Origin of the sequence: Burkholderia sp. AU15512 (assembly GCF_002223325.1) — a bacterium.
In the GTDB taxonomy this organism is placed as follows: Bacteria; Pseudomonadota; Gammaproteobacteria; order Burkholderiales; family Burkholderiaceae; genus Burkholderia.
This window is the reverse complement of the sequence record NZ_NKEX01000006.1, coordinates 2203727-2217265: the sequence shown is the minus strand read 5'-3', so window position 1 is coordinate 2217265 and position 13539 is coordinate 2203727. Positions and strand designations below refer to the sequence as shown.

The window sequence follows — 13539 nt, the reverse complement described above, 5'->3', positions numbered from 1 at the left end:
GGCCGATGCTTGTCCGCGAGCACTAGAATGTGTAAGCGATATCGAGGTGGGTAACGATCGGATTCACCCTGACGCGCATTTTTGTCACGATATCGACGCCGCTGGGGGACGCGGCATTCGTCGTCAATGTGGTCGACAACGGGATGTAGGACAGGGACGCATTGATCGACCAATGCTTGGCGAGCGCATAGTTCGCACCGAGCTCGAACGTCGGATTCCACGAAGCGCTGAGCGACGCGCGAGTCGTACAGCCGGGCCCGCATGTCGCGTCGAGGAACGCCTGATTGACGATGCGCGTTTTCGAGTACCACGTGTAGTTGACGCCCAGTCCGACAAATGGTCTGAATCTGGCATCGGCCGAACGAAAGTGATATCTGACTTCGAGAACGGGCGCCATCGGTTTCGTTTTGCCGATCACCCCGAACGCAGCCAGCGAGTTGCTGCCGACCAGGTCGGTCGTAAACGGCGTGCCGGCCAGAAACGCGATGCCGATATTGTCCGTCACGAAGTATTCCGCCATCAAGCTCGCGGCGTCCGAGGTATCAGCATGAGCGCCAGTCCCGGCCTGCTGCTGATTCACCGGTGCACCGGCAACGCTTTCGACGACGATGGGATCCGCGTTTCCCTGCGGCATGACATGCAGCCAGCCGATCCCCAGTTGCATGCTGCCGCTCGACTGCGCGTTTGCGGGGGCGGCAAATGCCGCGGCACAGACAAGCGCCGCCACGCCAACCGTTCTCAACGTCTTCCTGTCTTCCATTTCGTCTCCTTCCATTGGTGGATCAAACTGTGTCGCGCCACGGCCTTATTGAGGTTTCGAGGTCGGCGGTCTATGGTTTTGTCGGAAATTCAAGCGTGCCGGTCGATACTCTTTCGCCGTGTGATCATATTTTTTAAGTTCGAACTACTAAGTTAATGATCGAAAAAAAATGGGTATCAACGACGATCCGCTTCGACGTCATGGCCGCCAAGGGCGACACCGCCGACATCAAGGGTCGGGCAATGTCGCGCTCCGGTCAGCCGTTGCAAGCGTGCGCCACGTCGCCGTTATCGGTTCCGCTCGTGGTCGGCCGGTCCGTCGTCCGCGTGTACATCGACCGGCGACCGCACCGTTGCATCGATAGTGAATGCGAAGGGGAAGCGTCCCAGCACCGCAACTGCCTGCGCTTCGAGTGCCGGGTCCGCAAGCGCGATATGCGCTGACACACCACGCGACGCATCGCTTTCGACGGTGACGCGGGCGTTGGCCATGCCGGCCTCGTTGAGTGCGGAGCGAAGCGCGTCGGCCGTTTCACGTCGCTTCAATTCAGGCTTGAAGATCTTCCCGACGGCCGTCAATGGCATCGTGTCCACGATCCGGATCTGCCTCGGCAGTGCCGCGCGCTCGCCGATTTCTCCGCGTACGAATTCCGCGAGATCATCCTCGGTGGCATGTGCGCCCGCCTTGAGCTGTACGTAGGCCACCGGCAATTCGCCGGCATGCGCGTCCGGTCGCCCGATTGCAGCCGCGATCTGAACCGCCGGATGGCGATGTAGCGGCTCCTCGATCGTTGCCGGATCGATATTGTGGCCACCTCGGATAATCAGGTCCTTTTTGCGGCCCGTGAGCCGGAAATAGCCGTCCTCATCGGCACAACCCAGATCGCCGGTGTTGAGCCAGCGGCGTCCATCACTCAAGTCAAGCCAGAGTTCCCTGTTCTGTTCCGGTTGCAGGTAGCCGGCAAAGACGTTCGGTCCCGCGATGACGAGCAGGCCCACTTCGTTTGCGACGCAGTCGCGGACAAACCGGCCATCGTCATCGACGACGATCGCCTTCATCGTCTGGCCCGGGACACGCAGTCCGATCGATCCGAGGCGGCGCTCGCCGAGCGGCGGGTTGATGCTGCTGACGCACGCGCCCTCGGTCAGGCCATAACCTTCCAGAATTCGGATCCCGGTGCGTTCCTGGAACGTCCGGAACACTTCGATCGGCATCGGAGCCGCACCGCACAGGCCATATTCGAGCGAATCGATGTTTCTGCCGGCGATCGGGACGTCGAGCAGTGACGCATAGAGCGTCGGCACGCCGCTGAAGAAGTTGATGCGATGGTGTTCGACCAATTCCCAGAAGCGCTTGACGACACCTTCCCCGCGATAGCCTTGCGGTGTGCCCAGCACGACATGGGCGCCGCGCGAGAAGGGCACGAGCCCGGTCGCCAGCACGGCATTGACGTGAAACAGCGGCAGTCCGCAGAAGACGGTCTTGCCGGGCCCCATGCCGGCACCGAAAAATTGGCCGACGCTCCAGGCATTGGCGACTTCGTTGCCATGGCGGCGCATCGCGATCTTGGGCAAGCCGGTCGTACCGCCGGTACAGAAATACGATGAATGGTCCTCGGGATGGAAATGCCGGCCGCTGTCGAGCGCCGCCCCCGATTCCCGCGCGACCGATCGACCGAAATCGTGGATCCCGATTCGTTCGGGCACCGCGCCACGCACACCGCCGGAGCCGTACAACCTCGCACATTCCCGGCGCTGCAGCAGGTAGGCGACAAACCGCTTCGGTGCCCGCACGCGATCGGCGAGATTGACGAGTACCAGATGCCGGAGCGTGTCGACCCGATCGAGCACCGGCTGGACTTTTGACCACAGGTCGGTGCCGGGAAATGGCGCCAGCGTCACGAGCACTTCCACCCTTGCCGCGTTCAGCAGGTCTGCGATCGCGGCTGACTCGAGCAGCGGATTGATCGCACAGACCACCCCCGCCGCCTCGCCGCCCCAGATCACAAAATGCGTTTCGGGCAGGTTCGGCAGGATATAAGCGATCACCGTGTCCCGTTGCACGCCGAGGCGGGTGAAGAGATTCGCAGTGCGCGTGATGTCGCGGACCAGTTCGCGATAAGTCCAGCGCGCGACGTTGCGATGATCGTCGGCGCGCAGGAAAAACGACAGGGCAGGCGCGGACGGATCGAGTGCCGCGCCGCGGCAGATCATCTCGTACGTGCTGGCCGGCAAATCCGCCGGCGGACCGCTCGCCTCGATTGCGATAACGTCCGTCTGATTGGCAATCTCGTTCATGCGACCTCTTCCACGATACGATTGCGTTGCACGCCGAGATCGATGAGTCCGTCCGCGCTGGCGATGTGCGCTTCGACGATGTCACCGGGCTGCAGATACTGGCTTCTGCCGGCCTGAATTTTCATGAACATGCGCCATTTGGCGGCCTCGGGAAGCAGCCCGGCGATACGTTGCTTCACCGGCGACGGAACGCTCAACGCGCAGCCGGATGGCGTGCCGGTCGCGATCAGGTCGCCGACATGCAGGTCGTGAACGCCTGACAGCTCGGCCAGTGTTTCGGCCGGTCCATAGACGAGATTGGCCGTCGAATCCTTCTGCCGTACCTGTCCATTGACGGTCAGCGTCAGATCCAGTCCGCGCAGCTTCGGGATGTCGTGCGCCTCCAGCATGCACAGGTAAGGGCCGACCGGTCCGAACGTCCGGTAGCTCTTGCCCTTGTAGAACTGCATCTGCGGAATCTGTACGTCGCGCGCCGAGTAATCGTTCACGATGACGACACCTGCGAGGTACTCGTGCAGATTCGCGAGCGTGATCCGCTGGCGAGCCGTGACATCCCGCTTCATGACCAGCCCCAATTCGATCTCGTAATCGAGAAAGCGCACGCCGCGCGGCCGCACGACGTGCGAATCGGCTGGCGCGATGCAGCTCGTCGCCTTCGCGAAGATCATGTTGAATGTCTTCGCGTCGGGGTCCATGCCGGATTCGATCATGTGCTGCCGGTAGTTCGCGCCCTGACACACGAATTGCTGATTGCGCGTGACGGGGGAGAGCCACTCGACGTTCGATTCCGGGATCGTCGGCCCGGAAAGCGTAAGCAACGTCTCGATCGGGTTCGCGCGAACGAAGTCGGCGGTCGTCGCGAATTCGCCTGGAATCGGCGTGATCGCACCATGGCGAATGACGCCCCATTGGGCGCGGCCTTGATGCTTGTAGTGCAGGACATGCAATGACATGAGTGTGCCTCGAATGGATGGACGAATGGGCGCCGCGTCACGCAAACAGCCTGGCGAGCGCTTTCAGCTTGCCTACCGTCACGTCGGGGCTGCGCCGGAGACTGCGGACGAGCGCGGTCACGCTGGCGAGCGTGAATTTGGGTTGGGTGAAACTGCGCGGCATCGTCGGCCCCCACTGCGACATCGCTTCACGACTGACTGCATGCACACCCAGGGGCACCTCGGACGTGAACAGATCGCCGTCGCAGTAATGCTCGTGCTTGTCGCCCCACGGGTCTTGCCAATAGTCGAAGATCTGACTGCCGAGAACATGCCGCCCGATGCCCCATGCATGCGTCCATCCGTGGTCACGCAATACGCGCTGGCCCATGCCGACCGCATCGGCGTCCACGACTTCGTAAGCGCTATGGCTGTAGAGCGGTGCGAAACCCTGGGCCAGCGCGAGTGTGTGATGGTCCGTGGGGGTCGAGCCGAGATCGAGCCGCATGAACGTCACCGCGGGTGAACCGTCGGGAAGGAGTTGCACGTCGCTCGGGATGAACCCGAAATGCTGCGTGTACCACGCGCAGGTTTTCTGGAAATCCGCGAGTTCCAGCACCACGTGCCCGAGCTTGATGACTTCCGGCGGCCCCGACGGCGGGCGCTGCGTTTCGTTGATACGGGCGGCGGCCTGCGCCGTGTTGAACGGCAGGGGCGCCCGGTGCGGCAACGCGCCGGACAATGCCTGCCCGAACACGGCATCGACTCGGAAGCCGGACGGATCGACAAGCCGCACGCGTTGGCCGCCGCCCGGCGCATCGGCCCCCTCGATGTCCGATGCACCGGGCACGCGTGCCAGCGCATGCAGGTCTTCGATGCGATTCACACGCAAGCCGAAGCCGACGAAGCGGTCTCTGGACGCCTGCCGGACAACGTAACAGAATGGCGCCGGGTCCGTGCCGCGCAGGAACAACCGCTCGCTGTCACGCGAAACGGTACGTAGTCCGAAGTCGTTCAGGAATCGCTCGGCCTTGACGAGGTCCGTGCGATCGAAGATCAGGTACGCCAGGCCGGATGCTTTGGTCATAGGGCGCGGATGACGTGCCGGTTGCGGTGTGGTCAGTTGCATGACGAAGGCCTCAGACGAGATTGAGCGGGTTCGGCTGCGGGTGGCATTGCACCGATTGGCGTGCCGAGTAAAGCCAGCGATTCCGCGATCAGACGATTCGCTTCACTCGCCGGCCCGTCGTGAACGATCACCCGGTCGGGACGCACAACGGCGGCCCAGCCGAACGGTGCGACGCGCGGCAGGAAGGCGCCCTCGAGATCCTCCCAACCGCCGTTCGGGCCAAGATGCAGCCGCTGCCCGCGATGCGCGATCTGGATAACCGTTCCGCCCGAGGCGGCAAATGCCGCGGCCGTCCGGGCATCGAGCGCCGCGCCTGCGTCGCGACCGAATCCGATCAAGGTGAGGCCCGTGCCGAGCACGTCGTCGCTCAGGCAGGCGCGGCCGTCGGCGCTGCGAACCCAGCCCTGCGGCACGACCGCGCCACGCACGAGACCGGATCGCGTGCGGCCTGCGACGAAGAGCCCGCGCCGGCAGATATTCCTGGGCTTGATCTCCAGTTCTTCGAAATAGGCGCGCCACTTCGGCACGAGCCGCGTTGCGCGCATCAGGCCGTGGGTGACAAGTGCGACGGCGGCGTTGCGCGGCATCACCAGCCTCCCCATGAGCCGTGCAAAGCGAATCATCGCCTTCACATGCGGCCGACGTTCCTGATCGTAAGTGGCGAGAATCCGCGGCGCTGCGTGCCCGTGAACGACGGCCGCGAGCTTCCAGCACACATTGGCGACGTCGCGCAGCCCGGCAACGAGTCCCTGCCCGACGAAGGGGGGCGTGATATGGGCTGCGTCGCCCGCGAGGAACACGCGTCCCTGGCTGAACGCCTTGACCGTCCGCGCGTGAAAGCGGTAGACCGCCTTGCGCTCGACCACCATGTTGTCGACATTGCCCCACGGCGCGAGCAACGCGCGGATGCGTGCGTCGGACTCCATCTCCTCACGCGTCTCGCCGGGCCGCAGCATGAATTCCCAGCGCTCGCGCGCGCCGGGTGCCGTCATGTGCGGCGTTGGCCGCCGGTGATCGCAAATGAATTCGATGTGGTCGATCGGGCGTGGCACGTGACGGGCGTCCACGATGAGCCAGTCTTCGACGAAAGTCTTGCCCTTGAATTCCTGACCGATCAATTGACGGACGAGCGAGCTCGCGCCGTCGGCGCCGATCAGGTAGCGCGCCTGGACATCATGAGTACGCCCCGGCCCGAGATCCAGCGTTGCAGTAATGGACTCCGGTCCCGATTCGATGCCGCGCAATGCGACGCCGAGCGCCACCCGCGCGCAGTCGTATTGCCGCAACCGGTGGCGCAGGCATCGCTCGAGGTCCGGTTGATAAAACGTCACCAGCTTCGGATGTCCATCGATGCTGCCCAGCGTATTGGCGTGACCAAACTCTCCAAGCAGCGGCGAACGCATCTTCACGCAGGGGATCGCCACGGTTTCCAGGTCGTGCTCGGTCACGCCGACGAGCTGAAGAATGCGCAGCGCCTCGTTGTCGAGCGCGATGGCCCGGGGCGCCATGTAGATGTCGGTCGCCTTGTCGACGACAAGCACATTCACGCCATCGCGCGCGAGCAGGTTGGCTGCGGCGGCACCCACCGGACCGAAGCCGACGATCAGCACGTCGACGCTCGAAGGCAAGCCTTCGGCGGCTTCCGGGCTGGGATGGTGCTCACCGTCGGGCTGGGCGCCCATCTGCGCATTTGTCTCCACAAGCACTCCATTGATCGATTCGTCCGGCTCGGTTCGGCCGATAAGTGACATTCAACTCATAACTGATGATTTTGTCAATTATGATGCTTGAACGTATACTCGGATTCCTCTGTCCGACCGACATGCCATGGCGAAATCACCCACGTCCCGTGTGGACAAGCGTCCCCCCGAGGCCATCCCAGACACGGCTGCTTCCGAACGCGAGCCGCGCGGCGCCCGCCGCAAGCGCGAAACGCGCGCCCGGTTGCTCGAAGCCGCGCTCAGGCTGATGGCAGAAAAAGGGGCGGAAGGTGTCGCCATCAATGAGATCACCGAGGCCGCGGATGTCGGCTTCGGCTCGTTCTACAACCACTTCGAATCGAAAGAAGCGATCTACACGGCGCTCGTGGACTGGGTGTTCGAGGATTTCGCCGATACGCTCGATCGTTGCGCCGCGGATTTATCGGATCCGGCCGAAGTCATTTCGGTGTCGGTGCGGCACACGCTGCTGCGCGCGCGTCGCGAACCGGTATGGGGGCAATTCCTGATCCGGGAAGGCTTGTCCGCGCGCGCGTTGAGCCAGGGGCTCGGTCAGCGGCTCCTGCGGGATGTGCAGAAAGGTGCCGCCGCCGGGCGGTTCGTCGTCGCGGATCCGCTGCTGTCGGTCCTTTCGGTGGGAGGCACGGTGCTCGCCGCGATTGCGGCGGACTTGCAGTTCGACGCGCCGGCCAACCCCATGGCGCGCGGGTTCGCGGCACTCGGATTCGGCAACGAAGATTTCCCCGAGCGCACGGCGACGGTGCTGCTGCAAGCGCTCGGGCTCGCACGTGCCGAGGCTGAGGAGATCGCTCGCCGGCCGTTGCCTGCCGTTCGACCGAGTCAAATGTAGTTTTCGACGTGTTGCGCTGCCCGTCGCAGCTTGCGACGCATCATGCAGCATCCAGTGCCAAATGATCGTGGCCGTCGGACCAGCCCGTCCGCGCCGCTATGCGCAGGCGGGCGGCTGCGGCGCGAGCCACGCGTCGAACGGCGCCAGCTCGCCGATGTTGAACAGTTCGAGCAGCAGCGCGCGCAGCCAGCGATGGCCGGGGTCGGCGTCGAAGCGCCGGTGCCAGTACGCGTTGACGGCCCATTCGCCCGCCCCGGCGATCTCGTACAGCGCGCACGGTTGCCGCGCCGCGAACGTGATCGCGATCGTCTCCGGTAGGATCAGCGCATAGTCGCCGTCCTGCAGCAGCGCGGGCACCACCATGAAATCGGGGAGCGCCGCGCGCACGCGCGGCATCAGCCCGTGCCGCTCCAGCAACTGCATCGATTGCGGATGCGACGTGACCGCGACGAAGCGCAGCGTGTCGGGCGCGTCGCCATCGAGCACGTAATCGTCGGATAGCGCGACGCGCTGCGCGGTGCGGCGCGGCATCAGCAGCACGCAGCGCTCGTGCAGCAGCGCGGTGCGCTGGAAGTGGCTCGATGCGTCGGCGAAATGCCCGAGCGCGAAGTCGATACGCCCCGATTCGAGTGCGACGTTGAGCTGACATTCGTCGACGTGCAGCGTCTCGATCACCGCACCCGGCGCGCGGCGATCGAACGCGGCGAGCAGCGTCGGCAGGAACGCGCTCGCCGCGAAATCGCTCATGTGCAGGCGGAACACGCGTTGCGTGCTGTCGGGCGTGAAGCGCGAGCCTTCGTCGAGCACGTCCTGCAGGATCGCGAGCGCCTTGTCGACCGACAGCGCGAGCCGCTGCGCGCGCGGTGTCGGCTCGACGCCGGTGCCGGTGCGCACGAACAGCGCGTCGCGGAACATCAGCCGCAGCCGGCCGAGCGCGTAGCTGACGGACGGCTGCGTGACGCCGAGCCGCAGCGCCGCGCGGCCGACGTGCCGCTCCTCGTACACGGCGCGAAACGTCTTCAGCAAGTTGAGATCGAGATCCTGCACGCGCAGTTCGGACGGGTCGTTGTCGTGCGATGCGGGTTCGGTGCGGGCCGGGGCCGCCGAACGGCCGGGTGCGGAGTGCGTCATCGGGGTTGCCTCGCGGTGACGGAAGGCGCGTGGCCGTAACGCCGCGCATACGCCTTCGCGAAATGGCCGAAGCCATGGATGCCGTGCGCGATCAGCACGTCGGTTACGCTGCGCGCGTCGCCGCGTTGCAGCGCCGCGTGCACGGCGGCGAGCCGGCATTCGCGCACGTACGCGGCCGGCGTGGTGTGCAGGAACGCGCGGAACGCGTGCTGCAGCGTGCGGGGCGCGACGCCCGCGACCGCGGCCAGCGCGGCGAGTGCGAGCGGTTCGCCGAGGTGTGCATTGACGTGATCGCACGCGCGCCGCACGTGCGCCGGTAGCGGCGGCGTACCGCGCGTGAGCGCATCGCTGTACGAATGCGGCAGGTGCATGAGCAGCAGCGACATCAGCCACGCAGTGAGGTCGGCGCCGAAGGTCGTCGCGGCCGTGCCGAGGCCCGGCTGCGCGCCGAGCCGGCACAGGTATTCGAAGGTCGGCAGCAGCAGCGCGGCGCCCGCGCCGGCACCGCCGGCCGCGAGATCGAACTGCAGCGGCCGCGTGAGCGTGGCTTGCAGCATGTCCTGCAACTTGCGTTCGAGCGCGCCGCGTTCGAGCCGCAGCACGAGGTTGCGGCAATCGGGGCTCGTGCTCAGGCGGCTCGCGAGCGCCGGTGACGACACGGTCAGCTCGCCGGGGCCGGCGCGCGCAATGACGCTGCCGGCCTGCAGCTCGCATGCACCGGCGAGCGTCAGCCTGAACAGGAAGTGCTCGGCGTCGTCGCCGAAATCGATGCGCGTTTCGCGGCCATAGCAGAGTTCGAGCAGCGCGCCGTGATGCAGCGGCACTTCGTACAGCTCCGCATGAAACGGATCACGGCCACGCGCGGCCATCCGGTGCGGCCCGAGCCGATGGGCGACCGCGCGTTCGACTTCGTCGGGGGCGTGCAGCGCGCCGAGCCGGTTCGGCGCATGGCGGGACAGGGCGATATCCATTCACGGACCTCGTAGCGGATGCGGCGGGCGCGGCGGCATGCGGATCGCCGCGATTGCGTTGCGCGAACGGGCGTGCCGTTGCGCGTTCTGAAGCGACGCGGTGAAAGCGCCCGCGTAGTCTCGGAAACACTCAATCACCGGGAGAAGACGATGAAGGTATGTGTTCTGGGCGGCGGCCACGGCTGCCACGCGGCGGCGATCGACCTGCTCGAGAAAGGCCATGACGTGACGTGGTGGCGGCGCGACCGCGAGCCGCATGCACGGCTGCGCGAGCTCGGCGTACTGAGCGTGACCGACTATCGCGGCACGCGCGCGGTACCGCTCGGCGAGGCGCCGGGTGCGATTCGCCTGACCGGCGAGCTCGCGGCCGCGCTGCGCGGTGCGCAACTCGTCGTGGTGCCGCTGCCGGCTACGTCGCACGAAGCGCTCGCCGCGCAGGTCGCGCCGCTGCTGGAGGACGGCCAGGTCGTGTTCCTGCCGCCCGGCACGTTCGGCAGCTTCGTGTTCGCGCAGGCGGCGGCCGATGCCGGCAACCGTTCGCGCGTCGCATTCGCCGAGACGGGCACGCTGCCGTACCTCGTGCGCAAGCATGGCGACAACGACGTCGTGATCAGTGCCTATGCGACACGCTTGCCGACCGGTGTATTTCCCGCGAACGCGGCCGGCTGGGCGTTCGACGTGCTGCGCGCGGGCTATCCGTCGGTCGAACCGGTCGAGGATGCGTTGTCCGGTGCGCTGATGAACGCGGGGCCGGTGATCCATCCGCCGCTGATCCTGATGAACGCCGGGCCGCTCGAACACTTCGACGCATGGGACATCCACAACGAAGGCACGCAGCCGTCGATCCGTCGCGTGACGAACGCGCTGGATGCCGAACGCATCGCGGTGCGCGAAGCGCTCGGTTACCGCGCGCCGCATTTCCCGCTCGCGGATCACTATGCGGCCGATGGCGACGAATGGATGTATGGGCGCGGCGCGCACGGCAAGCTGACCGATAGCGGCGACTGGCGCGAGAAGATCGATCTGCGTGCCCATCGCTACATGCTCGAGGACACCCGGCTCGGGCTGTCGTTCATCGTGTCGTGCGGGCGCTGGGCCGGCGTGCCGACGCCGGTTGCGCAGGGGCTGCTGAGCATCGCGAGCGCGGTCGCGGTGCGCGACCTGTATGCGCAAGGACGCACGCTGGAGCGGCTCGGGATCGCGGCGCTGTCGCAGGACGCGATGCGTGCGCTGCTCGACAACGGAGTCGCGGACGTTGAGGGAGTTTCAGCATGAGCGCGGCCGAATTGACGCGCGTGCACGTGCTCGGCGCGGGACGCATGGGGCAGGGGATCGCGCTCGTGTTTGCTTTCGCGGGCCTCGACGTGACGCTGATCGACTTCAAGCGGCGCGATGCGGCTGGCCAACGCGCCTTCGACGATCGCACGCGCGACGAGCTCGCGAGGCCGTTGCATGCGCAGATCGCGCTCGGCCGCATCGAGGCCGCACAGGTCGATACGGTGGTCTCGCGCATCGAGATCGTTTCTCGGGATGGTGCGGCCGATGCGGTGCGTGATGCAGACGTCGTATTCGAGGCACTGCCCGAAGTGCTCGACGCGAAGGCCGACGCATTGCGCTGGCTCGGCGATCATGTCGATGCGCACGCAACGATTGCGTCGACCACGTCGACGTTCGTCGTCACCGAGTTGCAGCGCCATGTCGCACACCCCGAACGGATGCTGAACGCGCACTGGCTGAATCCTGCATTGCTGATGCCGCTCGTCGAGATCAGCCGGAGCGACGCCACCGCCCAGCCGGTGGTCGATGCGCTCGCCGCGCTGCTCGAACGTGTCGGCAAGAAGCCGGTGATCTGCGGGCCGGCGCCCGGCTACATCGTGCCGCGCATCCAGGCGCTCGCGATGAACGAGGCCGCGCGGATGGTCGAGGAGGGTGTCGCAAGCGCGGAGGATATCGACACGGCCATCCGCACCGGCTTCGGCCCGCGCTTCGCGGTACTCGGGCTGCTCGAATTCATCGACTGGGGCGGCTGCGACATCCTGTACTACGCGTCGAAGTACCTGGCCGGCGAGATCGGCCCGCGCTTCGCGCCGGCCGCGAGCGTCGTGCGCAACATGGAAACCGGGCGCGACGGGGTGCGCACGGGGGCCGGCTTCCACGACTATGCGGACGTGGACGTGCCCGCCTACATGCGGCAGCGGCTCGGTGAATTCGCGCGGCTGCTCGATCATCTGGGACTGGCGCCGGTGTTCGACGGCGGGCGAAGCAGGCAGGATGCGTAGCGCGGATGTCGATGTCGCGCGCGCTCGCCGTGCCACGAAAGCGCGCCCGTGGCACCGTGAGCCGGTGTGTCCGACACCCGCCGGCAAGCGCACGGGAACGGAAGCGCAGGCGGCCGGCACGTGCCGCACGCTCACACCGTGTCGCCGCGCGTGCCGGCATCAGGCGTGACGCGCGTCTCGCGCATCACGCATAGCGTCGCGACGGTCACGAGGCCGAGCGCGATAAGGAACAGCGAGACGGGCCACGACGCGTGATAGCGCGCGAGCAGTGCGGTCGCGATCAGCGGCGACATCCCGCCCGCGAAGATCGACGCGACTTCATGCCCGAGCGCGACGCCCGAGTAACGCACCTCGGTGCTGAACAGCTCGCCGACGAGCGCGGGCAGCGTGCCGATCATCGCGCCGTGACTCACGGCGGTGCCGACCGTGAGCGCGAGCCACACGAGCGGCGTCACGCGCGTGTCGAGCAGCCAGAAGAACGGGAACGCGCACGCGACGAGGCTCAGCGCGCCGATCAGGTACACGGGCTTGCGGCCGATCCGGTCGGACAGCTTGCCCCACGCGAGCATCGCGCCCATCTCGACGATCATCGCGATCATCACGCCGGTCAGCATCACGCCGTTCGGGATGCCGACGTATTTGCCGTAGACGAGCGAGAACGCGAGGAAGATGTACGCGCAGCCGTTCTCGGCCACGCGCAGCCCCATCGCGAGCAGGATTTCCTTCGGATGGCGACGAATGCATTCGACGATCGGCAGGTGCGTGTGCGCGCCGCGCTTGCCGGCCTGCTCGAAGTCGCGGCTTTCCGGCAGATGACGGCGGATGTAGATGCCGATCGCGAAGATCACGATGCTCGCGAGGAACGGCAGCCGCCAGCCCCAGGTGCGAAACGCGTCGTCCGGCAGCGTCTGCGCGGCGAGAAACGCGGCCGACGACAGCACGAAGCCGCCGCCCACGCCGAGCTGGCTCCACGCGGCGTAGTAGCCGCGCTGTTCCGGCGGCGCGTTCTCGCTGATCATCAGCACGCCGCCGCCCCATTCGCCGCCGGACGCGATGCCTTGCAGCAGACGCAGCACGACGAGCGCGGCCGGCGCCCACACGCCGATCTGCGCATAGGTCGGCAGCAGGCCGATCGCGAAGGTCGATGCGCCCATGATCAGCAGCGTCCACACGAGCGACGCCTTGCGCCCGTAGCGATCGCCGACGTGGCCGAACACGATCCCGCCGAGCGGCCGCGCGACGAAGCCGAGCGCGAAGGCCGCGAACGCGGCGAGGCTGCCCGTGAGCGCCGATGCGCCGGGCGGGAAGAACACATGGCCGAACACGAGCGCAGCGGCCGTGCCGTACACGAAGAAGTCGTACCACTCCATCGCGTTGCCGGCGACGGAGGCGATGACGATCCGGCGCAGCTGCCGGTCGGCGAGCGGCCGGGCGGCGCTCGGGGATTGCATGATGTCGGTCGGGACCATGGC

Annotated in this window: 11 protein-coding genes; 3 read left to right on the top strand and 8 right to left on the bottom strand. The window is 66.4% G+C overall.

The window, feature by feature from the left end:
- Positions 1-22 precede the first annotated feature (22 nt).
- The 5 genes from CFB43_RS29240 to CFB43_RS29220 form a co-directional block, all read right to left on the bottom strand.
- On the bottom strand, positions 23-760 hold the full coding sequence (locus CFB43_RS29240; protein WP_089497614.1) for an OmpW/AlkL family protein: 738 nt from the start codon (positions 758-760) through the stop codon (positions 23-25).
- A 287-nt stretch (positions 761-1047) separates the two neighbouring features.
- The gene (locus tag CFB43_RS29235; RefSeq protein ID WP_089497613.1) at positions 1048-3057 is read right to left on the bottom strand and encodes an acyl-CoA synthetase; all 2010 of its coding nucleotides are present in this window, start codon (positions 3055-3057) and stop codon (positions 1048-1050) included.
- Complete coding sequence (locus tag CFB43_RS29230) at positions 3054-4010, bottom strand: fumarylacetoacetate hydrolase family protein (protein ID WP_089497612.1); 957 nt, start codon at positions 4008-4010, stop codon at positions 3054-3056. Before CFB43_RS29230 ends, CFB43_RS29235 begins: the two co-directional genes overlap by 4 nt.
- 37 nt (positions 4011-4047) lie before the next feature.
- Entirely contained in the window at positions 4048-5118 is a 1071-nt protein-coding gene (locus CFB43_RS29225) for a VOC family protein (protein ID WP_089497611.1), read from the bottom strand.
- A complete protein-coding gene (locus CFB43_RS29220) occupies positions 5109-6800 on the bottom strand; it encodes a bifunctional 3-(3-hydroxy-phenyl)propionate/3-hydroxycinnamic acid hydroxylase (RefSeq protein ID WP_089497610.1) in 1692 nt (563 codons plus the stop codon). Before CFB43_RS29220 ends, CFB43_RS29225 begins: the two co-directional genes overlap by 10 nt.
- A gap of 145 nt (positions 6801-6945) precedes the next feature.
- Here CFB43_RS29220 and CFB43_RS29215 point away from each other — a divergent pair, with 145 nt between their 5' ends.
- Positions 6946-7686 carry a TetR/AcrR family transcriptional regulator gene (locus CFB43_RS29215; RefSeq protein ID WP_089497609.1) on the top strand — a complete coding sequence of 247 codons (741 nt, stop codon included), beginning with the start codon at positions 6946-6948 and terminating at the stop codon, positions 7684-7686.
- Between the two features lie 96 nt (positions 7687-7782).
- Here the strand turns inward: CFB43_RS29215 and CFB43_RS29210 are convergent, their stop codons facing one another.
- Both CFB43_RS29210 and CFB43_RS29205 read right to left on the bottom strand, forming a co-directional pair.
- A complete protein-coding gene (locus tag CFB43_RS29210) occupies positions 7783-8817 on the bottom strand; it encodes a LysR family transcriptional regulator (protein ID WP_089497608.1) in 1035 nt (344 codons plus the stop codon).
- A complete protein-coding gene (locus CFB43_RS29205; protein ID WP_089497607.1) occupies positions 8814-9788 on the bottom strand; it encodes an AraC family transcriptional regulator in 975 nt (324 codons plus the stop codon). Before CFB43_RS29205 ends, CFB43_RS29210 begins: the two co-directional genes overlap by 4 nt.
- A 150-nt stretch (positions 9789-9938) precedes the next feature.
- Here CFB43_RS29205 and CFB43_RS29200 point away from each other — a divergent pair, with 150 nt between their 5' ends.
- Positions 9939-11063: an NAD/NADP-dependent octopine/nopaline dehydrogenase family protein gene (locus tag CFB43_RS29200; protein ID WP_089497606.1), complete on the top strand. Its 1125-nt coding sequence runs from the start codon at positions 9939-9941 to the stop codon at positions 11061-11063.
- A complete protein-coding gene (locus CFB43_RS29195) occupies positions 11060-12067 on the top strand; it encodes a 3-hydroxybutyryl-CoA dehydrogenase (RefSeq protein WP_089497605.1) in 1008 nt (335 codons plus the stop codon). The genes CFB43_RS29200 and CFB43_RS29195 overlap by 4 nt, the downstream gene beginning before the upstream one ends.
- Positions 12068-12198: 131 nt before the next feature.
- Here CFB43_RS29195 and CFB43_RS29190 read toward each other — a convergent pair whose 3' ends face one another.
- Positions 12199-13536 carry an MFS transporter gene (locus CFB43_RS29190; RefSeq protein WP_089497604.1) on the bottom strand — a complete coding sequence of 446 codons (1338 nt, stop codon included), beginning with the start codon at positions 13534-13536 and terminating at the stop codon, positions 12199-12201.
- Positions 13537-13539: the final 3 nt, after the last annotated feature.

Excerpts from the sequence above, each read along its gene's own strand:
- CFB43_RS29240 (WP_089497614.1), bottom strand. The coding sequence starts at position 760 with ATGGAAGACAGGAAGACGTTGAGAACGGTTGGCGTGGCGGCGCTTGTC.
- CFB43_RS29235 (WP_089497613.1), bottom strand. The coding sequence starts at position 3,057 with ATGAACGAGATTGCCAATCAGACGGACGTTATCGCAATCGAGGCGAGC.
- CFB43_RS29230 (WP_089497612.1), bottom strand. The coding sequence starts at position 4,010 with ATGTCATTGCATGTCCTGCACTACAAGCATCAAGGCCGCGCCCAATGG.
- CFB43_RS29225 (WP_089497611.1), bottom strand. The coding sequence starts at position 5,118 with ATGCAACTGACCACACCGCAACCGGCACGTCATCCGCGCCCTATGACC.
- CFB43_RS29220 (WP_089497610.1), bottom strand. The coding sequence starts at position 6,800 with ATGGGCGCCCAGCCCGACGGTGAGCACCATCCCAGCCCGGAAGCCGCC.
- CFB43_RS29215 (WP_089497609.1), top strand. The coding sequence starts at position 6,946 with ATGGCGAAATCACCCACGTCCCGTGTGGACAAGCGTCCCCCCGAGGCC.
- CFB43_RS29210 (WP_089497608.1), bottom strand. The coding sequence starts at position 8,817 with ATGACGCACTCCGCACCCGGCCGTTCGGCGGCCCCGGCCCGCACCGAA.
- CFB43_RS29205 (WP_089497607.1), bottom strand. The coding sequence starts at position 9,788 with ATGGATATCGCCCTGTCCCGCCATGCGCCGAACCGGCTCGGCGCGCTG.
- CFB43_RS29200 (WP_089497606.1), top strand. The coding sequence starts at position 9,939 with ATGAAGGTATGTGTTCTGGGCGGCGGCCACGGCTGCCACGCGGCGGCG.
- CFB43_RS29195 (WP_089497605.1), top strand. The coding sequence starts at position 11,060 with ATGAGCGCGGCCGAATTGACGCGCGTGCACGTGCTCGGCGCGGGACGC.
- CFB43_RS29190 (WP_089497604.1), bottom strand. The coding sequence starts at position 13,536 with ATGGTCCCGACCGACATCATGCAATCCCCGAGCGCCGCCCGGCCGCTC.